This window comes from Caldifermentibacillus hisashii (assembly GCF_039654145.1).
GTDB lineage: Bacteria > Bacillota > Bacilli > Bacillales > Caldibacillaceae > Caldifermentibacillus > Caldifermentibacillus hisashii.
In genome coordinates this window covers 131373-154440 of the sequence record NZ_CP155467.1, presented here as the reverse complement: position 1 = coordinate 154440, position 23068 = coordinate 131373, and the positions used below count along the sequence as shown (strand labels likewise).

Sequence of the window (23068 nt, the reverse complement as noted above, 5' to 3'; positions counted from 1 at the left end):
AGGAACTCCTGGATGGACGTTCCTAAACCCTATCCTATTTTAAAAACCCTTTATAATGACGTTTGACAAGTTGTGCCTCAAGCTGTTTCGTCGTTTCAAGAGCAACACCAATAACGATCAATAAACTTGTTCCGCCAATTCGAACACTGGACGGTAAATTCCCGATTCCCGTGAAAATAACAGGTAAAATCGCAACAATTGCCAGGAAGATCGAACCTACAAAGGTGAGACGATATAAAACACCTGTAAAGTAATCTTGGGTTTGTTTACCGGGTCTATGTCCGGGTACGTATGCGCCCTGTTTCTTTAAATTATCTGCCAGTTGTTCAGGGTTCACTTGAATAAACGCATAAAAATACGTAAATGCAATAATTAAAATTACGTAAATGCTCATTCCAAACGGATGGGAATAATTAAACCATTCGGTAATCCATCGCGTTACCTTATTATCACCAAAAAAAGATGCAATTGTCGGTGGTGTAATTAAGAATGATACAGCGAAAATAATTGGGATAACCCCTGCAGAATTTACCTTCAGCGGAATATGAGAGGAATTACCGCCAACTGTATTTTGCCCGGCCACTCTTTTTGCATATTGAATTGGTATTTTCCGTACTGCTTGTTGGATAAAAATAACACCAACAACGATCGCTAAAATTAAGAAAACTAGTAGCAACGCAATCAAAATACGGATAAATAATTGCTCACCGGCATTTTCAAATTGAGAAGCATAGATTTGATTAATCATTGACGGGAAAGCAGAAACGATACCGGCAAAAATGATAATGGATATACCATTTCCTACACCTTTTGCGGTAATCAATTCGCCCAACCAAAGTAAAAAGGCAGTGCCGGCTGTCAGTACAAGTGCAATCAAGAGATGATTTGCGACTGAATTATCTTCTATCAAAAGTCCACCAACATATGCATTAAAACCGTAAGACATTCCCAAAGCTTGAATGAAACCAAGAATTATTGTAGCGTAACGGGTAACTTGGGCGATTTTTTTACGGCCGACTTCACCCTGTTTTGACCATTCCGTCAACTTTGGAACAACATCCATTTGTAATAACTGCATAATGATAGAAGCAGTAATATAGGGCATAATCCCCATCGCTAAAATAGAGAAGTTTTTTAACGCTCCACCGCCAAAGATATTCAATACACCAAATGCATTTGCTTGTGATCCAAAGTTTAATGCCTCGGCATTAACCCCCGGTACAGGAATGAATGTGCCAATTCTGAAGATGATTAACATCAACAAGGTAAAAATAATTTTATTTCTTATGTCTCGTACACGCATAAAATTGGAGAATGTCCGGAACATCAAACCACCTCGGTTTTGCCACCTGCAGCTTCAATTGCTTCTTTTGCAGCAGCGGAAAATTTATGAGCCTTAACGGTTAACTTTTTCTCAACGGTTCCTTTTGCTAAAATCTTGATTCCGGATTTTTGATTGCTTACAACGCCGGTTTCAAGTAAGAGCTCAGGTGTTACTTCAGTTCCATCCTCAAAACGATTTAAGGCATCTAAGTTTACAACTGCATATTCTTTCCGATTGATGTTTGTAAACCCACGTTTTGGTAAACGTTGGAATAACGGCATTTGTCCACCTTCAAAACCTAAACGGACACCACCGCCTGAACGAGCATTTTGACCTTTTTGACCACGTGTACTTGTTTTTCCGTGACCGCTACCAGTACCGCGACCGACACGTTTCCGACTTTTACGGGATCCTTCGTTCAATTGCAATTCATGTAGTTTCATGTTGGCACCTCCTTTGTTAAAACGCAATTATTATTCTTTTACCGAAACTAAATGTGACACTTTATTAATCATACCGCGAATCGCAGCATTATCTTCTTTTACAACCGTTTGATGCATTTTGCGTAAACCCAATGCTTTAACAGTCTCTCTCTGGTCTTTTGGACGACCAATAAGGCTTTTGGTGAGGGTAATTTCTAAAGTTTTAGCCATCTGATTTCCCTCCTTATCCTAACAATTCTTCAACTGATTTATTACGTAATTTCGCTACGTCCTCAGCACGTTTTAATTGATGAATTCCGTCCATTGTAGCTCGTACCATATTAATTGGTGTGTTAGATCCTAGTGATTTTGATAAAATATCAGAAATTCCAGCTAGTTCTAGCACGGCACGTACAGGACCGCCTGCGATAACTCCGGTACCTTCATGAGCAGGCTTCAAAAGAATTTTTCCAGCTCCGAAGTTTCCGATTACCTCATGAGGAATGGTAGTACCAACGCGAGGAACTTCCACTAAGTTTTTCTTAGCATCTTCTACTGCTTTACGAATTGCATCCGGAACTTCTTGAGCTTTCCCTGTTCCAAATCCTACATGGCCATTCTTGTCACCTACAACAACAAGCGCTGTGAAACGGAAGCGGCGACCACCTTTAACAACTTTAGCCACGCGGTTAACAGTAACTACACGTTCTTCAAGTTCAAGTTTTGATGGATCAATACGACGCATAAATTTTCCCTCCTTTTTCTATTAAAATTCCAGACCGGTTTCCCGTGCTGAATCTGCTAAAGCTTGAATCCGACCATGATACAGATAACCACTACGATCAAAAACAACCGACTTATAACCTTTTTCTAACGCACGTTTAGCCACCAACTCGCCTACTTTTGCAGCTGCTTCAATATTGCTGGTTGATTCTAAATTAATTTCCTTATCTAAAGTTGATGCACTTGCTACAGTTACACCCTTCGTATCATCGATTAATTGTGCATAAATATGTTTGTTTGAACGAAAGACAGTGAGTCTCGGACGTTCAGGAGTACCGGATATTTTTGCACGAATGCGTGTATGTCTTTTTCTGCGAACCGCATTTTTATCAGGTTTTATAATCATGTGTGTCACTCCCTTCTAAAACGTTTATCCTTATTTACCAGTCTTACCTTCTTTTCGACGGACATATTCACCAACATAGCGAATACCTTTACCTTTATATGGTTCAGGCGGACGGACATCTCTAATATTTGCCGCTAATGCCCCAACTTGTTCCTTGTCAATACCTTTCACAACGATTTGGGTATTGGATGGAACATCAATTTCAAGCCCATTTTCCGGAGTGATCTCTACAGGATGAGAATAACCAACACTTAAAACAAGTTTATTCCCTTGTTTTTGTGCCCGATATCCAACCCCAATCAGTTCAAGAGATTTTTCAAAACCTTTTGAAACTCCTTCAACCATATTTGCAAGGATTGCACGGGTAGTACCGTGAACTGTCCGATGTTCTTTGGAATCAGATGGACGAGTGACGGTTACAACATTATCTTCAACAGTGATCGTTATGTCTTTATTAAACTCTCTGCTTAATTCCCCTTTAGGTCCTTTTACAGTTACTCTATTTCCGTTAAGTGTCACCGTGACACCTGCAGGAACTTCGATAGGTTTTTTACCGATACGTGACATTAAAATACACCTCCATTCATACCTAGATTACCAAACGTATGCTAAAACTTCTCCGCCTACTTTACGTGCACGCGCTTCTTTATCCGTAATTACACCTGATGATGTTGAGATAATAGCAATACCTAATCCGTTCAATACTTTTGGTACTTCATCAGCTTTTGCGTACACACGTAAGCCAGGTTTGCTTATACGCTTTAGACCGGTTATAACACGTTCGTTGTTTGGACCGTATTTTAAGAAAATACGAATGATCCCTTGTTTGTTGTCATCGATATATTCAACATCACGAACGAATCCTTCACGTTTCAAAATTTCTGCAATTTCTTTTTTAATTTTCGAAGCAGATACTTCTAAACTATCGTGACGTACCATATTCGCATTACGAATACGAGTTAATAAATCTGCAATTGGATCTGTCATTACCATACCATTTACCTCCTTTCGAAACGGGTTTTACCAACTTGCTTTTTTAACACCAGGAATTTGACCTTTATAAGCTAATTCACGGAAACAAATACGGCATAATTTAAATTTGCGATATACGGAATGTGGACGGCCACAACGTTCACAGCGTGTATATTCTTGAACTTTAAATTTTGGTTGACGTTTTTGTTTCACAATCATTGATTTTTTAGCCACGGTTTCGCCTCCTTTTTCGATTACTTTTTGAACGGCATTCCTAATTGAGTTAATAGCTCACGAGATTCTTCATCAGTATTTGCAGTTGTAACAATAACAATGTCCATACCGCGTACTTTGGCAACTTTATCATAATCAATTTCAGGGAAAATTAATTGTTCTTTAATCCCTAGAGTGTAATTACCGCGACCGTCAAACGCATTTTTTGAAACTCCACGGAAATCACGTACACGAGGTAATGAAACAGAAACTAATTTATCAAGAAAATCATACATCCGTTCACCACGAAGAGTAACTTTGGCGCCAATCGGCATTCCTTCACGAAGACGGAAACCTGCGATTGATTTTTTCGCTCTGGTTACTACCGGTTTTTGACCGGTAATTAGTGTTAATTCCTCTACAGCATTATCCAATGCTTTTGAGTTTTGAACGGCATCTCCAACACCCATATTGACAACAATTTTTTCAAGTTTAGGAACTTGCATGACAGATTTATAGTTAAATTTACTCATTAAACTTGGAACGATTTCTTTTATATATTTTTCTTTTAGGCGGTTCATCATGTGTACCTCCTTTCTTCACCACGAATTATTTATCTAATACCGCACCTGATTTTTTGGCAATACGTACTTTTTTACCATCTATTACTTGATAACCAACACGAGTTGGTTCACCGGTCTTAGGATCAATCGGCATAACGTTAGAAACATGAATGGCAGCTTCCATGTTTATAATTCCACCTTGAGGATTATCTTGAGATGGTTTTGCATGCTTTTTAACAATATTTACATTTTCTACAATCACCCGGTCTTTTTTAGGATAGGCGGCTAAAACAATACCTGTCTTGCCTTTATCTTTACCGGAAATAACCATCACTTTATCACCTTTTTTTACATGCATCATTCGCACCTCCTTAAAAGGCATAAATCTTTTTAAAATTAAAGAACTTCCGGAGCAAGTGAGACAATCTTCATAAAGTTGTTATCACGAAGTTCACGTGCAACAGGTCCAAAAATACGGGTGCCGCGCGGGCTTTTATCGTCACGGATTATGACACAAGCATTTTCATCAAAACGGATATAAGTACCGTCACTGCGCCGTACACCACGTTTTGTACGTACAACAACTGCTTTAACTACATCACCTTTTTTAACAACGCCTCCTGGTGTTGCTTGTTTAACAGTTGCGACAATCACGTCACCGATATTCGCATATTTACGGCCGGATCCGCCTAATACTTTAATCGTTAAGACTTCGCGTGCTCCTGAATTATCAGCAACTTTCAAACGAGTTTCTTGTTGAATCATAAATGAAACCTCCCTTCGGAAACAATACGTTCTATTGGAAATTAAATAATAACAGCTTTTTCAACAACTTTTACTAAACGAAAACGTTTTGTTGCAGAAAGCGGACGAGTTTCCATGATTTGAACAATATCGCCAACTTTTGCTTCGTTCAACTCATCATGGGCTTTAAATTTTTTCGAATATTTCACGCGTTTACCATAAAGAGGATGTTTTTTATATGTTTCAACTAAAACGGTAATGGTTTTATCCATTTTATCTGAAACAACACGCCCTGTATAAACTTTACGTTGGTTGCGTTCACTCATTACCTTACCTCCTCCCTAGTATTAGTTGTTAATGCCGATCTCTCTTTCACGGATGACAGTTTTCATACGTGCAATGGATTTACGTACTTCCCTTATACGAGCAGTATTTTCAAGTTGACCGGTCGCCAATTGGAAGCGAAGATTGAAAAGTTCTTCTTTTAACGACTTAATTTTTTGTTCAATTTCGGTAGTGGTTAAATCACGAATTTCTTTAGCTTTCATTTACTTCACCACCAATTTCTTCTCTTTTTACAAACTTACATTTAATCGGAAGTTTATGAGATGCTAGACGCAATGCCTCACGAGCAACTTCTTCAGAAACTCCGGCAATTTCAAACAATATTTTACCAGGTTTTACAACTGCCACCCAGCCTTCAGGAGCACCTTTACCGGAACCCATCCGAACTTCAAGCGGTTTTGCAGTATATGGTTTATGCGGAAAAATTTTAATCCAAACTTTACCGCCACGTTTCATATAACGAGTCATCGCAATACGTGCTGCTTCAATTTGACGGTTTGTAATCCATGAAGCTTCAAGTGCTTGCAGGCCGTATTCACCGAACGCAACTTCAGTACCGCCTTTCGCACGGCCACGCATTTTCCCACGATGTTCACGACGATATTTTACACGTTTAGGCATTAACATTATTATTTTCCTCCTTCCTCGGAATTTTTCTTCGCAGGAAGAACTTCACCACGATAGATCCAAACTTTTACACCAAGTTTACCGTAAGTTGTATCCGCTTCTGCATGTGCATAATCGATGTCTGCACGTAAAGTATGAAGTGGCACCGTTCCTTCACTATAGTGTTCGGCACGTGCAATATCAGCTCCGCCAAGACGTCCGGATACCATTGTTCTGATACCTTTTGCACCTGCACGCATCGTTCTTTGAATTGCTTGTTTTTGCGCACGACGGAATGAAACACGGTTTTCTAATTGACGTGCAATATTTTCAGCAACCAGTTTTGCATCAAGATCTGCCTTTTTAATTTCAACAATGTTAATATGCACCTTTTTACCCGTAATTGCATTTAACGCTTTTCGTAATGCTTCAACTTCGGAACCACCTTTACCGATGACCATTCCCGGTTTCGCTGTATGGATGGTAATATTTACACGGTTTGCCGCACGTTCAATTTCAACGCCGGATACTGCAGCATCTTTGAGGCGATTATAAATATATTCACGAATTTTAATATCTTCATGTAATAGTTCTGCATAATCTTTATCTGCGTACCATTTGGATTCCCAATCACGAATAATCCCGACACGCAAACCGATAGGATTAACTTTTTGACCCACTCATTATCCCTCCTTTTTTTCTGATAGCACAATTGTAATATGGCTAGTACGTTTATTAATTTGTGAAGCACGTCCTTGTGCACGCGGACGGAAACGTTTCAATGTCGGACCTTCGTCAACATATGCTTTTGAAACAACTAAATTGTTTACATCCATTTCGTAGTTATGTTCAGCATTCGCAATAGCAGAATTTAATACTTTTTCAACGATTGGGGATGCAGCTTTAGGTGTGAATTTTAAAATAGAAATTGCTTCACCGACTTGTTTTCCTCGAATTAGATCAACGACTAAGCGAGCTTTACGAGGTGCAATACGAACTGTTCTAGCAACAGCTTTAGCTTCCATGGATTTGCCCTCCTCTCATTAACGTCTTGTTTTCTTATCATCACCGGCATGGCCTTTATAAGTACGAGTTGGTGCAAATTCACCAAGTTTATGACCCACCATATCTTCGGTAATGTAAACCGGTACATGTTTACGTCCATCATATACTGCAATCGTATGCCCTACAAATGACGGGAAAATCGTTGAACGACGAGACCATGTTTTAATTACTTGTTTTTTACCACTTTCATTTAATACATCTACTTTTTTCAGAAGATGTTCATCTGCAAAAGGACCCTTTTTTAAGCTACGACCCATGTTTGAACCTCCCTTCTTAATTGCCCTACGGTTCTATCATCGAACCGTAGCCAAATCATTTTATTTTTTACGACGACGTACGATAAACTTATCTGACTTATTATTTTTCTTACGAGTTTTATATCCAAGTGCAGGTTTACCCCAAGGAGTCATTGGAGATTTACGTCCAACAGGAGCTTTACCTTCACCACCACCGTGTGGATGGTCATTCGGGTTCATTACAGATCCGCGTACAGTTGGGCGTTTGCCTAACCAGCGGGAACGACCTGCTTTACCGATATTTATAAGTTCATGTTGTTCATTTCCAACTTGACCGACTGTTGCACGGCAAGTACCAAGAACCATACGAACTTCACCGGATGTTAAGCGAACTAGTACATATTTGCCTTCTTTACCGAGCACTTGTGCACTTGCTCCGGCAGAACGAACTAATTGACCGCCTTTTCCGGGTTTTAATTCAATGTTATGAATTACGGTACCAACCGGAATGTTTGCCAAAGGTAGAGCATTTCCAACTTTAATATCCGCATCCGGACCGGATTCAATATCCATTCCGACTTCTAATCCTTTTGGTGCAAGAATATATCTTTTTTCTCCATCATGATAATGGATTAAGGCGATATTTGCAGATCGATTCGGATCATATTCAATAGTGGCAACGCGTCCGAGTATGCCATCTTTGTTACGTTTAAAATCAATCACACGGTATTGGCGTTTATGTCCACCGCCTTGGTGACGAACAGTTAACTTACCTTGGTTATTACGGCCTGCCTTTTTGTTTAACGGACGTAACAATGATTTTTCCGGTTTATCTGTAGTAATTTCCGCAAAATCGGAAACCGTCATATTACGCCGACCATTTGAGGTAGGTTTATAATGTTTAATCGCCATTTATTTTCCCTCCTTTTCAATTACTTAAGCTTGAAAGATTTCAATCTCTTGACTATCTTCCGTTAATTTGACAATTGCTTTTCTACGTTTATTTGTAAAACCGGTATATCTGCCCATTCTTTTGAACTTACCTTTGTAGTTCATAATGTTAACTTTTTCTACTTTAACACCGAAAATTTCTTCAACGGCTTGTTTTACTTGGGTTTTATTCGCTCTGACATCTACTTCAAATGTATATTTTCTATCGTTCAAATCGTTCATAGAGCGTTCAGTAATGACGGGGCGCTTGATTACATCACGTGCATCCATTATGCTAGCACCTCCTCTACTTTTCTGGCAGCATCTTCTGTCATGATTAACTTTTCATGACCAATAATATCTAATACATTAACCGCATTTGAGCTGACAACTTTTACACCAGGGATATTTCGCGCAGATAATACTGCATTTTCATTAGTATCACTTGTTACAATAAGTGCTTTTGTATCCACTGACAGATTTTTTAGAACAGTTACAAAATCTTTTGTCTTTGGTGCTTCAAATGTTAATTGATCAAGTATCACAATATTGTTTTCTTGTACTTTTGTTGATAAAGCCGATTTTAATGCTAAGCGACGCACCTTTTTCGGAAGTTTATATGCATAACTACGCGGTACTGGGCCAAATACTGTACCACCCCCACGCCATTGAGGTGCGCGAATTGAGCCTTGACGAGCACGGCCTGTTCCTTTTTGTCTCCATGGTTTACGACCACCGCCGCGAACTTCGGAACGATTTTTTACTTTTGCAGTTCCTTGTCTCTGAGAAGCTCGCAAACTAATGATCACTTCTGACATGACATGTTTATTCGGTTCAATACCAAATACGGAATCATTCAGTTCGATTTCTCCGACTTGTGATCCGGCTTGGTTATACACAGTTACTTTTGGCATTCCTATGTCCTCCTTTCCTCTTTAATTTACTTTGCTTTTATCGCCGTTCTAATTTTCAAGAATGATTTTTTTGGACCAGGAACATTTCCTTTAATTAATAGAAGGTTTCTATCTGTATCCACCTTGACAATTTCCAGGTTTTGAATGGTAATTTGTTCTCCACCCATACGACCCGGTAATTCTTTAGATTTGAATACACGGTTTGGAGCTATTGGCCCCATTGAACCAGGACGACGATGATAACGAGAACCGTGTGACATTGGTCCACGTGATTGTCCGTGCCGTTTAATAGCACCTTGGAATCCTTTCCCTTTGGAAATTCCGGTTACATCGACAATCGTACCTTCTTGAAAAATATCTGCTTTGACTTCTTGACCAATTTCATATTCTTCTATATTTACATCTCTAATTTCACTGATGAAGCGCTTAGGAGCGGTATTTGCTTTGGCAACATGGCCTTTTTCGGGCTGATTTGCCAATCTTTCAGGTTTATCTTCATAACCTAATTGAATTGCATTATAACCGTCTGTTTCAACAGTTTTCTTTTGAAGAACGACGTTAGGTGTTACGTCAACAACTGTAACAGGGATAAGATCGCCGTTTTCCAAGAAAATTTGAGTCATACCAATTTTTCTTCCTAAGATTCCTTTGGTCATCAGTCACACCTCCTAAATTTTAAAGTGAATTGATTATAATTTAATTTCAATATCAACACCGGATGGTAAATCCAATCTCATCAAAGCATCAACAGTTTGTGGAGTTGGATTCACGATGTCGATCAAACGTTTATGTGTACGCATTTCGAATTGTTCTCGGGAATCTTTATATTTGTGTACCGCACGTAAAATGGTATAAACTGATTTTTCAGTTGGCAACGGAATCGGACCACTTACTGATGCTCCGGAACGTTTTGCGGTTTCCACAATCTTTTCTGCTGATTGATCAAGAATACGATGATCATATGCTTTTAATCGGATACGAATCTTTTGTTTTGCCATTATTTTCCCTCCTTTTCGCCTAATTGCTAGACTTCTCCATGAAAATTTCCTGCACACATGCCATGGCAAAGCGGCCGGGTGTGTCAGCAACCTCTCACTTCATCGCTAATAAAAGTCAACATTTGATATTATACATAAAAAGTATAACGAATGCAACCTTTTTCCAAAGTTATCTGTAACAAAACCTCTACTATTATACATAGAACATAACCTTTTTTCAACATCATTAGCATGGTAACTTTTGATAATAATTTGAAGCCATACATCTGCTTGAAATTTTTTGTTTAAAAAAACAAGACGGATAGATTATCTACCCGTCTTTCGTCTGATCGAAATGATTTTTATTTTTCGATAGAAGCAACAGAGCCTGCTCCGACTGTACGTCCACCTTCGCGAATTGAGAATTTTGTACCTTCTTCAATAGCGATCGGTGCAATCAATTCTACTGTCATTTCAACATTGTCGCCAGGCATAACCATTTCTACGCCTTCAGGTAATTCAATGATGCCTGTAACATCTGTTGTACGGAAATAGAATTGCGGACGATAGTTTGAGAAGAATGGAGTATGACGTCCACCTTCTTCTTTTGTTAATACGTAAACTTGTGCTTTAAATTTTGTATGTGGTGTAATTGTTCCTGGTTTAGCAAGTACTTGACCACGTTCAACTTCATCACGAGCAACCCCACGAAGAAGTGCACCGATATTGTCACCGGCTTCTGCTTGGTCTAATAATTTACGGAACATTTCAACACCAGTTACAGTTGTTTGTTTTGGTTCTTCTGAAAGACCAACGATTTCAACAACGTCACCAACTTTTAACTCACCGCGTTCTACACGACCGGTTGCAACTGTACCACGACCAGTGATTGAGAATACATCTTCAACCGGCATCATAAATGGTTTATCAGTTTCACGTTGTGGAGTTGGAATGTATTCATCAACAGCTTCCATTAATTCAAGGATTTTACCTTCCCATTCTGCGTCTCCTTCAAGAGCTTTTAAAGCAGAACCTTTAATAACAGGGATATCATCACCCGGGAAGTCATATTCTGATAACAGGTCACGAACTTCCATTTCAACTAATTCTAATAATTCTTCATCGTCAACCATATCGCATTTGTTTAAAAATACAACGATGTAGGGAACACCTACTTGACGAGAAAGAAGAATGTGTTCACGAGTTTGTGGCATTGGACCGTCAGCAGCAGATACAACAAGGATTGCTCCGTCCATTTGAGCTGCACCAGTAATCATGTTTTTAACATAGTCAGCATGTCCTGGGCAGTCAACGTGTGCATAGTGCCGTTTGTCAGTTTCATATTCAACGTGTGCAGTAGAAATCGTGATTCCACGAGCTTTTTCTTCAGGAGCACCGTCGATTTGGTCATATGCACGAGCTTCTGCTTTCCCTTGTTTTGCAAGAACAGCAGTAATTGCTGCAGTTAAAGTAGTTTTACCATGGTCAACGTGTCCGATAGTACCAATATTAACATGTGGTTTTGAACGATCATATTTAGCTTTAGCCATTAGGATATATCCTCCTTTAATTTTAAAATTTACAAAATATATTATGTAGCTCTGGAAAGGTGGTTAAACCATTTCCATCGCATTTGTAACCTTCAATAGTAGTTATACAAGATTCACTTTACAAAATCAATTATTGACCGCTATTTTTTTTAATTATTTCTTCAGCAATTGATTTTGGTACTTCTTCATAGTGATCCGTAAACATTGTAAAAGTACCGCGTCCTTGTGTGTTGGAACGCAATGAGGTTGCATATCCAAACATTTCGGCAAGAGGAACCATTGCACGAACAACTTGTGCGTTCCCCCGGGCTTCCATTCCCTCAACGCGACCACGACGAGAAGTAATATCGCCCATAATATCGCCCAAGTATTCTTCCGGAATAACAACTTCCACTCTCATAATTGGTTCCAGTAATACAGGGTTACATTTTTTAGCGGCATTTTTCAAAGCAAGTGAAGCCGCAACTTTAAATGCCATTTCGCTAGAGTCAACATCATGATAAGAACCATCAAATAATTTTGCTTTAATGTCAACTAAAGGATAACCGGCAATGACACCGTTTTTCATTGCATCTTCAAGTCCTGCTTGAACGGCTGGTATATATTCGCGTGGAACAACCCCACCGACAATTGCATTTTCAAATTCAAAGCCTTTACCTTGTTCATTCGGTGAGAACTCGATCCAAACGTGACCATATTGTCCACGTCCACCGGATTGGCGAACAAACTTCCCTTCAACTTGAGCTGAAGTAGTAAATGTTTCACGATATGCAACTTGTGGAGCACCCACATTTGCTTCTACCTTAAATTCACGGCGCATACGATCGACGATAATATCAAGGTGAAGTTCACCCATACCTTCGATGATGGTTTGACCTGTTTCTTGGTCTGTATGTGCACGGAATGTCGGGTCTTCTTCTTGAAGTTTTTGTAATGCTGTACTCATCTTGTCTTGGTCAGCTTTCGATTTTGGTTCAATCGCAACAGAGATGACCGGTTCCGGGAATTCCATAGATTCTAAAATAACCGGATTTTTTTCATCACAAAGGGTATCGCCGGTTGTTGTATCTTTCAAACCAACCGCTGCAGCAATGTCGCCGGCATGAACTTCTGGAATTTCTTGACGGTGATTTGCGTGCATTTGCAGAATACGCCCAATCCGCTCACGTTTCCCTTTTGTAGAGTTCAGTACATAAGAGCCGGATTGCAATGTACCCGAGTAAACACGGAAGAATGTCAGTTTACCAACATATGGATCGGTCATTACTTTAAATGCTAATGCAGAGAAAGGCTCATCGTCATCTGCATGACGTTCAACATCTTCATCCGTATCCGGAATAATACCTTTGATAGAAGGTATGTCAATCGGTGATGGCAGATAGTCGACTACTGCATCCAGCATCAACTGAACACCTTTGTTTTTAAACGCTGAACCGCAAAGTACCGGGAAGAACTCAACACTTAAAGTTGCTTTACGAATACCTGCTTTCAGTTCTTCAACTGTAATTTCTTCACCTTCAAGATATTTCATCATTAAGTCTTCATCAAGTTCAGCAACAGCCTCAATTAATTTGTTGCGATATTCCTCAGCTTGGTCTTTATACTCGTCAGGAATTTCTCCATCAGTAATTTCAGTACCAAGATCATTTGCATAAAATACAGCTTTCATTTCAACTAAATCGATGATACCGTTGAATTGATCTTCGGCACCCATCGGCAACTGAATCGCATGGGCATTTGCTTGCAAACGATCATGAAGTGTATCGACTGAATACAAGAAATTGGCCCCGATTTTATCCATTTTATTTACAAAAACAATTCTCGGTACCCCGTATGTTGTTGCTTGACGCCATACAGTTTCTGTTTGTGGTTCAACACCGGATTGGGCGTCAAGAACAGTCACTGCACCGTCTAGTACACGTAAGGAACGTTCAACTTCAACAGTGAAGTCTACGTGTCCCGGGGTGTCGATAATATTTACACGGTGACCTTTCCATTGTGCTGTCGTAGCAGCAGAAGTAATGGTAATCCCCCGTTCTTGTTCTTGCTCCATCCAGTCCATTTGGGAAGCACCTTCATGGGTTTCACCAATTTTATGGATCCGGCCAGTGTAAAATAGGATGCGTTCGGTTGTTGTTGTTTTTCCTGCATCGATATGTGCCATGATTCCAATATTACGAGTGTTTTCTAAGGAGAACTCTCTTGGCATCCATATTTCTCCTTCCTTGTTATAATTATTAAAAAGTTAATTGCAAAAATCGTATACTTAATAATAGAAGTAATGAATTACCAACGATAGTGAGCAAACGCTTTGTTTGCTTCAGCCATTTTATGTGTATCTTCACGTTTTTTCACGGAAGCACCTGTATTATTTGCAGCATCCATGATTTCGTTGGCTAAACGTTCTTCCATTGTTTTTTCTCCGCGAAGACGAGCATAGTTTACTAACCAGCGTAAACCTAATGTTGTTCGACGGTCAGGACGAACTTCTACAGGCACTTGATAGTTCGCACCACCTACACGGCGGGCTCTTACTTCTAATACCGGCATAACATTTTTAAGAGCTTGTTCGAAAACTTCCATTGGCTCTTTTCCGGTCCGCTCACGGATAATATCAAATGCTTTATAAAGGATTGTTTGAGCTTTTCCTCTTTTTCCATCAATCATAATTTTATTTACTAAACGTGTTACTAGTTTTGAATTATAAATCGGATCCGGTAACACATCTCTTTTCGCAACTGGGCCTTTACGTGGCATTACCTTATTCCTCCTTTCAAAAGATAATCAACTTAAAAATGGTTTATTATTTCTTCTCTTTCGGACGTTTTGTACCGTATTTCGAACGACCTTGTTTACGGTTTTCTACTCCTGCCGTATCTAACGCTCCACGAACGATATGGTAACGTACCCCAGGTAAGTCTTTTACACGTCCGCCACGGATTAACACAACACTGTGTTCTTGTAAATTATGTCCGATCCCGGGAATATAAGCTGTTACTTCGATTCCGTTCGTTAGCCGAACACGAGCATATTTACGAAGTGCGGAGTTTGGTTTTTTCGGTGTCATCGTCCCTACACGTGTACATACACCGCGTTTTTGAGGTGATGCAAGGTTCGTTTGTTCCTTTTTAAAACTGTTATAACCCTTGTTTAGTGCAGGAGATTTTGACTTTTCAACAATCGCTTTACGTGGTTTACGAACTAATTGATTAATTGTAGGCATGATTTTTTCCTCCCTTCTTGGTTTTTTAAGCCCACACATCCAGGTGATTCATTTTTGGGCAAAAATAATTTTGTAGTTAAATAATTAACTACAGTAATATTTAATTCATAATAGCAACTGTTGCAGCACGCACGTCTATACCACACGCTTTTCCAAGTTTCTCCATGGAATCTACATAGATAATTGGCACATTTGCCTCATTCGCAATTTTAACAATTTCCGATATGAGTTTCTTATCGGCATCGCTAGCAACGATCACTTCATGAACAGAGCCCGACTTCAGAGCTTTCAAAGTTTGCTTTGTTCCTATTTTTATATTCCTGGCCTGTTTTACTTTTTCATAAGACATCTTATATATCCTCCAAAGCAACAGGATGATTAGGAGCACCTTGAATATATTAGCACCATAAAAATTAAAAGTCAAGTTGTTAATTGAATATTTTTATATGGGCCGGGATCCGTTCGGACTGATCCCGGCACGTTTCATTTTTATTCGACAATTACCGGTTCTTCAATATCTTTCATTTTTTTGAACTTAGTTTTCCGATATACTTGCATTCCTGTACCGGCTGGAACAAGTTTCCCGATAATAACATTCTCCTTTAAGCCGAGTAATTCATCTTGTTTTCCTTTAATGGCTGCATCAGTAAGAACACGGGTTGTTTCTTGGAATGATGCCGCCGACAAGAATGAGTCAGTTTCAAGAGAGGCTTTCGTAATTCCGAGCAGTACAGGTTTTCCGGTTGCCGGATTTTTCCCTTCAAGCAATGCTTTTTTGTTCGCTTCGGTAAATTGATGGATATCCATTAGCGTACCCGGTAAAACATCTGTTTCTCCTGAATCGATCACTCGAACCTTACGTAACATCTGACGAACCATTACTTCGATATGTTTATCGCCGATTTCAACCCCTTGCATCCGGTAAACACGTTGTACCTCATGCAATAAATATTGTTGAACAGTTTGAACATCTGTTACCTTTAATAGTTCTTTCGGATCAATCGAACCTTCTGTTAATTCTTGACCCCGTTTAACCATATCACCCACAGCAACTTTTAAGCGGGCTGTATATGGTGCATTGTATGTCCTTGTTTCAATACTACCGGAAACAACAATTTCTTGTTGACGATCTTTTCCTTCGCTTATTGAAGTGATTTCACCGTCGATTTCAGTAATAACGGCTTGACCTTTTGGATTCCGTGCTTCAAAAAGCTCTTGAACACGAGGAAGACCTTGGGTAATATCATCCCCGGCAACCCCACCGGTGTGGAACGTACGCATCGTCAACTGCGTTCCCGGTTCACCAATTGATTGGGCAGCAATAATTCCAACTGCTTCACCGACTTCAACTTCCTGTCCTGTAGCCAAGTTATATCCATAACATTTTTTACATACACCATGTTTTGTATTACATGTAAATGCAGAACGAATCCAAACAGAAGTAATTCCTGCTTTTACAATTTCTTTGGCAATGTCTTCAGTAATTAACTCATTTTGTCCCACGATCACTTTATTTGTTTCCGGATGTCTTACGGTTTTCCTGGAGTAACGTCCGATTAAGCGTTCTTCCAGCGGTTCGATAATCTCTGTTCCATCCATGATTGCAGAAACGTAAATTCCGCGATCTGTTCCACAGTCTTCTTCTCGAATAATGACATCTTGGGCGACATCTACGAGACGTCTCGTTAAATAACCCGAGTCTGCCGTCTTAAGTGCAGTATCCGCCAGACCTTTCCGGGCACCATGGGTAGAGATAAAGTATTCTTGAACAGTCAAGCCTTCACGGAAACTTGATTTAATTGGCAACTCAATGATTCGCCCGGCCGGGTTCGCCATCAAGCCACGCATACCGGCAAGTTGGGTAAAGTTCGACGCATTACCCCGGGCACCGGAATCACTCATCATAAAGATCGGATTGAATTTATCCAACGATTCCATCAGTTTTCCTTGAATTTCATCTTTTGCCGCACTCCAGATGGAAATGACACGATCATAGCGTTCATCTTCCGTTATTAAACCTCTCCGGAATTGTTTTTGTACATTATCAACTTTTCTTTGGGCATCTTCCAAGATTTCATATTTTTGTGGAAGTACAGTGATATCCGCAATACTAATGGTAATACCTGCTTTTGTTGAATATTTAAAACCGAGATCTTTCATGCGATCAAGCATTTTTGATGTTGCGGTTATTTTGTACCGTTTAAACACTTCCGCAATAATTTTTCCTAAATAGCCTTTCTTGAATGGAGAAATCAATTCTCTTTCTTCAAGGATTTCCTTAATATTTGCAGAAGGGTCAACAAAATACTTTGCAGGTGTCTTTTCTTCCAAATTTGAAGTTGTCGGCTCATTTATATATGGGAAAGATTTCGGTAAAATTTCATTGAAAATTAATTTCCCAACCGTTGTTAATAGCAATTTTTTGTTTTGCTTTTCGGTAAATGTTGGGTTTTTCAACGAACCGGCATGAACCGCTACCCTTGTGTGTAAATGGACATATCCGTTTTGGTAAGCAATGAGTGCTTCTTCCCGATCTTTGAAGACCATTCCTTCACCGATTGCCCCTTTTCTTTCTAATGTTAAATAATAGTTACCTAGCACCATATCTTGGGAAGGTGTAACAACCGGTTTTCCGTCTTTCGGATTCAAGATGTTTTGAGCAGCAAGCATGAGTAAACGTGCTTCCGCTTGGGCTTCAGCAGATAGCGGAACATGGACAGCCATTTGGTCACCGTCAAAGTCCGCGTTGTAAGCCGTACAGACTAACGGGTGCAAACGAATGGCACGACCTTCCACCAATGTTGGCTCAAATGCTTGAATTCCCAATCTATGTAGTGTTGGGGCACGATTCAATAAGACCGGGTGTTCTTTAATAACTTCTTCCAACACATCCCAGATTTCCGGACTGAGCCGTTCTATTTTCCGTTTTGCTGATTTAATATTGTGAGCTAAGCCTTTGGCAACAAGTTCTTTCATGACAAACGGCTTAAATAATTCAATGGCCATTTCTTTCGGCAAACCGCATTGATACATTTTTAAGTTTGGACCGACAACGATAACAGAACGCCCCGAATAGTCAACACGTTTTCCGAGCAAGTTTTGACGGAATCGACCTTGTTTTCCTTTTAACATATGGGATAAAGATTTTAACGGACGATTTCCCGGGCCTGTTACCGGTCTGCCGCGACGACCGTTATCAATTAACGCATCGACAGCTTCTTGCAGCATCCGTTTTTCATTTTGAACGATAATGCTGGGAGCACCAAGATCTAATAAACGTTTCAGCCGGTTATTTCTGTTAATTACCCGACGATATAAATCATTTAAGTCAGAAGTGGCGAAACGACCGCCATCCAGTTGGACCATTGGACGTAATTCAGGCGGGATAACGGGTAGAACATCAAGAACCATCCATGAAGGATCGTTCCCTGAATTACGGAAGGCCTCAATAACTTCCAACCGTTTAATCGCACGGGTTCTTCTTTGTCCTTGAGCAGTTTTTAGCTCTTCCCTTAAAGTGGCACTTTCCTTTTCAAGATCGACATCTTGGAGAAGTTTTTTAATTGCTTCTGCACCCATTCCGGCTTGGAATTTATTGCCATATTTTTCCCGATAAGAACGGTACTCTTTTTCAGATAGTAATTGTTTCTTTTCTAATGTTGTATTTCCCGGTTCTGTAACGACATATGAGGCGAAATAAATAACTTCCTCAAGTGCTCTCGGAGACATGTCCAGCACAAGCCCCATCCGGCTTGGAATTCCTTTAAAATACCATATATGTGATATCGGAGCTGCCAGTTCAATATGCCCCATTCTTTCCCGACGAACTTTTGAACGGGTCACTTCAACACCGCAGCGATCACAGACAACACCTTTATATCTTACTCGTTTGTATTTACCGCAATGGCATTCCCAATCTTTTGTCGGACCAAAAATCCGTTCACAAAATAGACCGTCTTTTTCCGGTTTTAATGTGCGATAGTTGATTGTTTCCGGTTTTTTGACTTCACCGTGTGACCATGAACGAATTTTATCCGGTGAAGCCAAACCAATTTTCATATATTCAAAGTTATTTACGTCTAGCAAGGGGTCGACCTCCTATTCATAAGGGTAATTCCCAATTTGGTTCATTTCAGGGAAAGAAAAACCCAATACACAGGCTCTCGATTTAAAATTGAGATCTGTAAGTATTGAGTTTTTTTCTTTTTTTACTCGGTGACACCTACTTTTTCAGATTCTTGATTATTGTTTTCGGATTGTATATTTAAAGCATCAGCTTGTTGAAAATCATCATCATCTTCTAAGTCCTTCATGTCAATTTCCTGTTGGTTTCCGGAAAGGATTTTGACATCCAAACCTAAACTTTGCAATTCTTTCATCAACACTTTGAAAGATTCCGGAACACCCGGTTCAGGAACATTCTCGCCTTTAACGATAGCTTCGTATGTTTTTACCCGACCAACAATATCGTCCGACTTAACGGTTAAGATTTCTTGAAGCGTATATGCCGCTCCATAGGCTTCTAAAGCCCACACTTCCATTTCACCAAACCGTTGTCCACCAAACTGTGCTTTTCCGCCCAGCGGTTGTTGGGTAACTAACGAGTAAGGACCTGTTGAGCGAGCATGCAATTTGTCGTCAACCATATGTGCCAGTTTAATCATATACATGATACCGACAGATACACGGTTATCAAACGGTTCACCAGTTCTACCGTCATAAAGAATGGTTTTACCGTCACGGGCAAGACCGGCTTCCTCCAACGTATCCCACACATCATCTTCGGTTGCACCGTCAAAGACCGGTGTAGCAACATGGATGCCAAGTTTCTTTGCAGCAATCCCTAAATGCAACTCTAAAACTTGCCCAATGTTCATCCGTGACGGCACACCTAATGGATTTAGCATGATATCAACAGGGGTTCCATCAGGTAAGTACGGCATATCTTCTTCCGGAAGAATGCGTGAAATAACCCCTTTATTCCCATGTCGTCCGGCCATTTTATCGCCAACACGGATTTTCCGTTTTTGTACAATATATACCCGAACTAATTGATTAACTCCAGGTGGCAGTTCATCGCCGTCTTCCCTATTGAATACTTTTACATCAAGAACAATTCCGCCGCCGCCATGTGGAACGCGCAGAGAGGTATCTCGAACTTCCCTTGCTTTTTCACCAAAGATCGCATGTAGAAGTCTTTCTTCAGCAGTTAATTCCGTAACTCCTTTTGGTGTTACCTTCCCAACGAGAAGATCGCCATCTTTCACTTCTGCTCCAATGCGGATGATTCCACGCTCATCAAGATTTCGAAGAGCATCTTCCCCAACATTCGGAATATCTCTCGTGATTTCTTCAGGCCCTAGTTTTGTATCCCTGGATTCAGATTCATACTCTTCAATATGAATAGAAGTATATACATCATCTTTCACCAGACGTTCACTCATGACGATCGCATCTTCATAGTTGTAACCTTCCCATGTCATGAAAGCAACCAGTACATTTCGTCCCAAAGCCAATTCCCCTTTTTCCATGGAAGGTCCATCGGCCAAAATTTCACCTTTTTTGACACGATCACCGACCTTGACAATTGGTCTCTGGTTAAAGCTCATTCCATTATTGGAACGATCAAATTTATGAACTTTATAACGATCCAAGTCACCGCGAACTTCTTGACCATCAATTGTTGAAATACGACGAACACGAATTTGATCGCCTTCAACATGTTCAACGATACCATCATGTTTACAAATAACTGCCGCCCCTGAATCACGAGCACTGACATGTTCCATTCCCGTACCTACAATTGGTGCTTCAGGAACAAGTAACGGAACAGCTTGACGCTGCATGTTTGCTCCCATCAAAGCGCGGTTAGAGTCATCGTTTTCAAGGAACGGAATACAAGCAGTCGCAACGGAAACGACTTGTTTAGGAGAAACATCGATATAATCGACACGGTCAACTGAAACAACTAAGTTTTCACCACGGAATCTTGCAAAAACTTCTTTTTCCAAGAAGTTCCCTTCGTCATCCACTTTCGCATTCGCCTGAGCGACAACATAGTTATCTTCTTCATCCGCTGTCATGTAATGAATTTCATTAGTAACCTTACCAGTCTCGTGATTAACCTTGCGATACGGTGCTTCAATAAAGCCAAATTTATTCACTTTCGCATACGTGGAAAGCGAGTTGATTAACCCAATGTTCGGACCTTCAGGTGTTTCAATCGGGCACATTCTTCCATAGTGTGAATAGTGAACGTCCCGTACTTCCATACTTGCCCGTTCTCGTGTCAAACCACCCGGTCCAAGAGCGGATAAACGTCTTTTATTGGTAAGTTCAGCTAACGGGTTCGTTTGGTCCATGAATTGTGACAGCTGAGAACTGCCAAAAAACTCTTTGATTGCCGCAATTACCGGGCGAATATTAATGAGTTGCTGTGGTGTAATTGTGTTCGTATCTTGAATCGACATTCTTTCACGGACAACCCGTTCCATTCTTGATAAACCGATACGGAATTGGTTTTGTAATAATTCACCAACAGAGCGAATCCGGCGATTACCCAGATGATCAATATCGTCCGTTCTACCAACTTGATGAAGCAAATTGAAGAAATAACTAATAGACGAAATAATATCTGCCGGTGTGATATGTTTAATTTTTTCCTTTATACCTGCATTCCCAATAATATTAATTTCTTTATTCTCATCATCATTTGGAGCATAAACTCGAATGGATTGGATTAAAATTTCTTCTTCCAAAACGCCGCCGGTCGGATTAAATCGTTTAAAACCAATTCCTTTTTCGATATAAGGAATAAGTCGATCCAAAGTACGTCGATCTAATACTGTCCCTTTTTCAGCAACAATTTCTCCGGTTTCGGGATCAGCGAGTGTTTCAGCCAAGGTTTGCCCAAACAAACGATTGGAAATATTTAATTTCTTGTTCATTTTATAGCGCCCAACATTGGCTAAATCATACCGTTTTGGGTCGAAAAAACGTGAGATCAATAAACTCTTTGCATTTTCAACGGTTGGCGGTTCACCCGGCCGCAAGCGCTCATATATTTCTATTAATGCTTTTTCCGTGCTATCGGTATTATCTTTTTCCAGCGTATTTCGCAAAAACTCATTATCACCTATTAAATCAATGATCTCTTGATCTGAACCAAATCCTAAAGCACGTAATAATACTGTAACCGGAAGTTTTCGCGTACGATCGATGCGAACGTAAACAACATCTTTCGCATCGGTTTCATATTCGAGCCAAGCACCACGGTTTGGTATTACAGTTGCACTGAAACCACTTCTACCATTCTTATCAACTTTTGCATTATAATAGACACTGGGGGAACGAACCAATTGGGAGACAATGACCCGTTCAGCACCATTAATAATAAAGGTACCTGTTTCTGTCATAAGCGGAAAATCACCCATGAACACATCCTGGTCCTTTACTTCCCCAGTTTCCTTATTAACTAACCGAACTTTTACCCTCAGTGGTGCTGCATATGTAACATCACGTTCTTTTGCTTCATCAACAGAGTACTTTGGTTCTCCCAATTCATAGTCAATGAACTCAAGAGACAAATTACCCGTAAAATCCTCTATCGGGGAAATATCCTGAAACATTTCCCGCAAACCTTCATCAAAAAACCATTTGTATGATGCGGTTTGAATTTCAACAAGATTCGGTAATTCTAAAACTTCACGTATTCTCGCATAACTTCTCCGCTTGCGGTGCCGTCCATATTGAACTAGTTGACCTGTCAACTGATTCACCCCTCAAATCAAACGTTTTGAAAATGCCAAAAATCATTGAAATGCTCTTACTAAGTTATTGTAAAAAGAAAAAAGGG

At 40.0% G+C, this 23068-nt stretch carries 29 protein-coding genes; all 29 read right to left on the bottom strand.

Going from position 1 to position 23068, the window contains the following annotated elements; genetic code table 11:
* Window positions 1-34: 34 nt before the first annotated feature.
* Entirely contained in the window at window positions 35-1327 is a 1293-nt protein-coding gene (gene secY, locus NSQ14_RS00780) for a preprotein translocase subunit SecY (RefSeq protein ID WP_041846752.1), read from the bottom strand.
* Complete coding sequence (gene rplO / locus NSQ14_RS00775; protein ID WP_034767061.1) at window positions 1327-1767, bottom strand: 50S ribosomal protein L15; 441 nt, start codon at window positions 1765-1767, stop codon at window positions 1327-1329. Before rplO ends, secY begins: the two co-directional genes overlap by 1 nt.
* 30 nt (window positions 1768-1797) lie before the next feature.
* Window positions 1798-1977: a 50S ribosomal protein L30 gene (gene rpmD, locus NSQ14_RS00770; protein ID WP_034767059.1), complete on the bottom strand. Its 180-nt coding sequence runs from the start codon at window positions 1975-1977 to the stop codon at window positions 1798-1800.
* A 13-nt stretch (window positions 1978-1990) separates the two neighbouring features.
* Entirely contained in the window at window positions 1991-2491 is a 501-nt protein-coding gene (rpsE, locus tag NSQ14_RS00765; RefSeq protein WP_034767056.1) for a 30S ribosomal protein S5, read from the bottom strand.
* A 21-nt stretch (window positions 2492-2512) separates the two neighbouring features.
* A complete protein-coding gene (rplR, locus tag NSQ14_RS00760) occupies window positions 2513-2875 on the bottom strand; it encodes a 50S ribosomal protein L18 (RefSeq protein ID WP_034767053.1) in 363 nt (120 codons plus the stop codon).
* Between the two features lie 30 nt (window positions 2876-2905).
* The gene (rplF, locus tag NSQ14_RS00755) at window positions 2906-3442 is read right to left on the bottom strand and encodes a 50S ribosomal protein L6 (RefSeq protein ID WP_034767051.1); all 537 of its coding nucleotides are present in this window, start codon (window positions 3440-3442) and stop codon (window positions 2906-2908) included.
* Window positions 3443-3469: 27 nt separating this feature from the next.
* On the bottom strand, window positions 3470-3868 hold the full coding sequence (rpsH, locus tag NSQ14_RS00750; RefSeq protein ID WP_034767049.1) for a 30S ribosomal protein S8: 399 nt from the start codon (window positions 3866-3868) through the stop codon (window positions 3470-3472).
* Between the two features lie 27 nt (window positions 3869-3895).
* The gene (locus NSQ14_RS00745) at window positions 3896-4081 is read right to left on the bottom strand and encodes a type Z 30S ribosomal protein S14 (RefSeq protein ID WP_034767047.1); all 186 of its coding nucleotides are present in this window, start codon (window positions 4079-4081) and stop codon (window positions 3896-3898) included.
* A 20-nt stretch (window positions 4082-4101) separates the two neighbouring features.
* Entirely contained in the window at window positions 4102-4641 is a 540-nt protein-coding gene (gene rplE, locus NSQ14_RS00740) for a 50S ribosomal protein L5 (protein WP_034767044.1), read from the bottom strand.
* Between the two features lie 28 nt (window positions 4642-4669).
* Complete coding sequence (gene rplX / locus NSQ14_RS00735; protein ID WP_034767042.1) at window positions 4670-4981, bottom strand: 50S ribosomal protein L24; 312 nt, start codon at window positions 4979-4981, stop codon at window positions 4670-4672.
* 38 nt (window positions 4982-5019) lie between these two features.
* Window positions 5020-5388 carry a 50S ribosomal protein L14 gene (gene rplN / locus NSQ14_RS00730; protein ID WP_034767040.1) on the bottom strand — a complete coding sequence of 123 codons (369 nt, stop codon included), beginning with the start codon at window positions 5386-5388 and terminating at the stop codon, window positions 5020-5022.
* Between the two features lie 41 nt (window positions 5389-5429).
* Window positions 5430-5693, bottom strand: a complete 264-nt coding sequence (gene rpsQ / locus NSQ14_RS00725; protein WP_034767038.1) for a 30S ribosomal protein S17 — start codon at window positions 5691-5693, stop codon at window positions 5430-5432.
* Between the two features lie 21 nt (window positions 5694-5714).
* Entirely contained in the window at window positions 5715-5915 is a 201-nt protein-coding gene (gene rpmC / locus NSQ14_RS00720; protein WP_034767036.1) for a 50S ribosomal protein L29, read from the bottom strand.
* On the bottom strand, window positions 5905-6339 hold the full coding sequence (gene rplP / locus NSQ14_RS00715; protein ID WP_034767035.1) for a 50S ribosomal protein L16: 435 nt from the start codon (window positions 6337-6339) through the stop codon (window positions 5905-5907). The genes rpmC and rplP overlap by 11 nt, the downstream gene beginning before the upstream one ends.
* A 2-nt stretch (window positions 6340-6341) precedes the next feature.
* Window positions 6342-6998, bottom strand: a complete 657-nt coding sequence (gene rpsC, locus NSQ14_RS00710) for a 30S ribosomal protein S3 (RefSeq protein ID WP_034767034.1) — start codon at window positions 6996-6998, stop codon at window positions 6342-6344.
* Between the two features lie 3 nt (window positions 6999-7001).
* Entirely contained in the window at window positions 7002-7343 is a 342-nt protein-coding gene (rplV, locus tag NSQ14_RS00705) for a 50S ribosomal protein L22 (protein WP_034767033.1), read from the bottom strand.
* A gap of 18 nt (window positions 7344-7361) precedes the next feature.
* Complete coding sequence (gene rpsS, locus NSQ14_RS00700) at window positions 7362-7640, bottom strand: 30S ribosomal protein S19 (protein ID WP_034767032.1); 279 nt, start codon at window positions 7638-7640, stop codon at window positions 7362-7364.
* A 60-nt stretch (window positions 7641-7700) separates the two neighbouring features.
* Window positions 7701-8531: a 50S ribosomal protein L2 gene (gene rplB, locus NSQ14_RS00695; RefSeq protein WP_034767031.1), complete on the bottom strand. Its 831-nt coding sequence runs from the start codon at window positions 8529-8531 to the stop codon at window positions 7701-7703.
* A 24-nt stretch (window positions 8532-8555) separates the two neighbouring features.
* The gene (gene rplW, locus NSQ14_RS00690) at window positions 8556-8840 is read right to left on the bottom strand and encodes a 50S ribosomal protein L23 (protein ID WP_034767030.1); all 285 of its coding nucleotides are present in this window, start codon (window positions 8838-8840) and stop codon (window positions 8556-8558) included.
* Window positions 8840-9463: a 50S ribosomal protein L4 gene (gene rplD, locus NSQ14_RS00685; RefSeq protein WP_034767023.1), complete on the bottom strand. Its 624-nt coding sequence runs from the start codon at window positions 9461-9463 to the stop codon at window positions 8840-8842. The genes rplW and rplD overlap by 1 nt, the downstream gene beginning before the upstream one ends.
* Before the next feature lie 26 nt (window positions 9464-9489).
* Window positions 9490-10119 carry a 50S ribosomal protein L3 gene (gene rplC, locus NSQ14_RS00680; RefSeq protein ID WP_034767021.1) on the bottom strand — a complete coding sequence of 210 codons (630 nt, stop codon included), beginning with the start codon at window positions 10117-10119 and terminating at the stop codon, window positions 9490-9492.
* 33 nt (window positions 10120-10152) lie between these two features.
* Window positions 10153-10461, bottom strand: coding sequence for a 30S ribosomal protein S10 (gene rpsJ / locus NSQ14_RS00675; RefSeq protein WP_003156464.1), 309 nt, complete (start codon window positions 10459-10461; stop codon window positions 10153-10155).
* Between the two features lie 341 nt (window positions 10462-10802).
* Window positions 10803-11990 carry an elongation factor Tu gene (gene tuf / locus NSQ14_RS00670; RefSeq protein ID WP_034767019.1) on the bottom strand — a complete coding sequence of 396 codons (1188 nt, stop codon included), beginning with the start codon at window positions 11988-11990 and terminating at the stop codon, window positions 10803-10805.
* 130 nt (window positions 11991-12120) lie between these two features.
* Entirely contained in the window at window positions 12121-14199 is a 2079-nt protein-coding gene (gene fusA, locus NSQ14_RS00665; RefSeq protein ID WP_346216753.1) for an elongation factor G, read from the bottom strand.
* 77 nt (window positions 14200-14276) lie between these two features.
* A complete protein-coding gene (gene rpsG / locus NSQ14_RS00660; protein ID WP_034767015.1) occupies window positions 14277-14747 on the bottom strand; it encodes a 30S ribosomal protein S7 in 471 nt (156 codons plus the stop codon).
* Window positions 14748-14793: 46 nt separating this feature from the next.
* Window positions 14794-15213, bottom strand: coding sequence for a 30S ribosomal protein S12 (rpsL, locus tag NSQ14_RS00655; protein WP_034767013.1), 420 nt, complete (start codon window positions 15211-15213; stop codon window positions 14794-14796).
* 100 nt (window positions 15214-15313) lie between these two features.
* The gene (locus NSQ14_RS00650) at window positions 15314-15562 is read right to left on the bottom strand and encodes a 50S ribosomal protein L7ae-like protein (RefSeq protein ID WP_034767010.1); all 249 of its coding nucleotides are present in this window, start codon (window positions 15560-15562) and stop codon (window positions 15314-15316) included.
* A 140-nt stretch (window positions 15563-15702) separates the two neighbouring features.
* On the bottom strand, window positions 15703-19299 hold the full coding sequence (rpoC, locus tag NSQ14_RS00645; protein ID WP_095141915.1) for a DNA-directed RNA polymerase subunit beta': 3597 nt from the start codon (window positions 19297-19299) through the stop codon (window positions 15703-15705).
* A gap of 122 nt (window positions 19300-19421) precedes the next feature.
* The gene (rpoB, locus tag NSQ14_RS00640) at window positions 19422-22982 is read right to left on the bottom strand and encodes a DNA-directed RNA polymerase subunit beta (RefSeq protein WP_095141914.1); all 3561 of its coding nucleotides are present in this window, start codon (window positions 22980-22982) and stop codon (window positions 19422-19424) included.
* Window positions 22983-23068 lie beyond the last annotated feature (86 nt).

Coding starts and splice junctions, on each gene's coding strand:
- rpsJ (WP_003156464.1), bottom strand. CDS start 10,461: ATGGCAAAACAAAAGATTCGTATCCGATTAAAAGCATATGATCATCGT.
- rplX (WP_034767042.1), bottom strand. CDS start 4,981: ATGCATGTAAAAAAAGGTGATAAAGTGATGGTTATTTCCGGTAAAGAT.
- rplW (WP_034767030.1), bottom strand. CDS start 8,840: ATGGATGCACGTGATGTAATCAAGCGCCCCGTCATTACTGAACGCTCT.
- rpsL (WP_034767013.1), bottom strand. CDS start 15,213: ATGCCTACAATTAATCAATTAGTTCGTAAACCACGTAAAGCGATTGTT.
- NSQ14_RS00650 (WP_034767010.1), bottom strand. CDS start 15,562: ATGTCTTATGAAAAAGTAAAACAGGCCAGGAATATAAAAATAGGAACA.
- rplR (WP_034767053.1), bottom strand. CDS start 2,875: ATGATTATAAAACCTGATAAAAATGCGGTTCGCAGAAAAAGACATACA.
- rplP (WP_034767035.1), bottom strand. CDS start 6,339: ATGTTAATGCCTAAACGTGTAAAATATCGTCGTGAACATCGTGGGAAA.
- rpmD (WP_034767059.1), bottom strand. CDS start 1,977: ATGGCTAAAACTTTAGAAATTACCCTCACCAAAAGCCTTATTGGTCGT.
- rplF (WP_034767051.1), bottom strand. CDS start 3,442: ATGTCACGTATCGGTAAAAAACCTATCGAAGTTCCTGCAGGTGTCACG.
- rplB (WP_034767031.1), bottom strand. CDS start 8,531: ATGGCGATTAAACATTATAAACCTACCTCAAATGGTCGGCGTAATATG.
- tuf (WP_034767019.1), bottom strand. CDS start 11,990: ATGGCTAAAGCTAAATATGATCGTTCAAAACCACATGTTAATATTGGT.
- secY (WP_041846752.1), bottom strand. CDS start 1,327: ATGTTCCGGACATTCTCCAATTTTATGCGTGTACGAGACATAAGAAAT.
- rplO (WP_034767061.1), bottom strand. CDS start 1,767: ATGAAACTACATGAATTGCAATTGAACGAAGGATCCCGTAAAAGTCGG.
- rpsQ (WP_034767038.1), bottom strand. CDS start 5,693: ATGAGTGAACGCAACCAACGTAAAGTTTATACAGGGCGTGTTGTTTCA.
- rpsG (WP_034767015.1), bottom strand. CDS start 14,747: ATGCCACGTAAAGGCCCAGTTGCGAAAAGAGATGTGTTACCGGATCCG.
- rpsH (WP_034767049.1), bottom strand. CDS start 3,868: ATGGTAATGACAGATCCAATTGCAGATTTATTAACTCGTATTCGTAAT.
- rplD (WP_034767023.1), bottom strand. CDS start 9,463: ATGCCAAAAGTAACTGTGTATAACCAAGCCGGATCACAAGTCGGAGAA.
- rpsS (WP_034767032.1), bottom strand. CDS start 7,640: ATGGGTCGTAGCTTAAAAAAGGGTCCTTTTGCAGATGAACATCTTCTG.
- rplV (WP_034767033.1), bottom strand. CDS start 7,343: ATGGAAGCTAAAGCTGTTGCTAGAACAGTTCGTATTGCACCTCGTAAA.
- rplC (WP_034767021.1), bottom strand. CDS start 10,119: ATGACCAAAGGAATCTTAGGAAGAAAAATTGGTATGACTCAAATTTTC.
- rplE (WP_034767044.1), bottom strand. CDS start 4,641: ATGAACCGCCTAAAAGAAAAATATATAAAAGAAATCGTTCCAAGTTTA.
- rpmC (WP_034767036.1), bottom strand. CDS start 5,915: ATGAAAGCTAAAGAAATTCGTGATTTAACCACTACCGAAATTGAACAA.
- rpsE (WP_034767056.1), bottom strand. CDS start 2,491: ATGCGTCGTATTGATCCATCAAAACTTGAACTTGAAGAACGTGTAGTT.
- fusA (WP_346216753.1), bottom strand. CDS start 14,199: ATGCCAAGAGAGTTCTCCTTAGAAAACACTCGTAATATTGGAATCATG.
- rplN (WP_034767040.1), bottom strand. CDS start 5,388: ATGATTCAACAAGAAACTCGTTTGAAAGTTGCTGATAATTCAGGAGCA.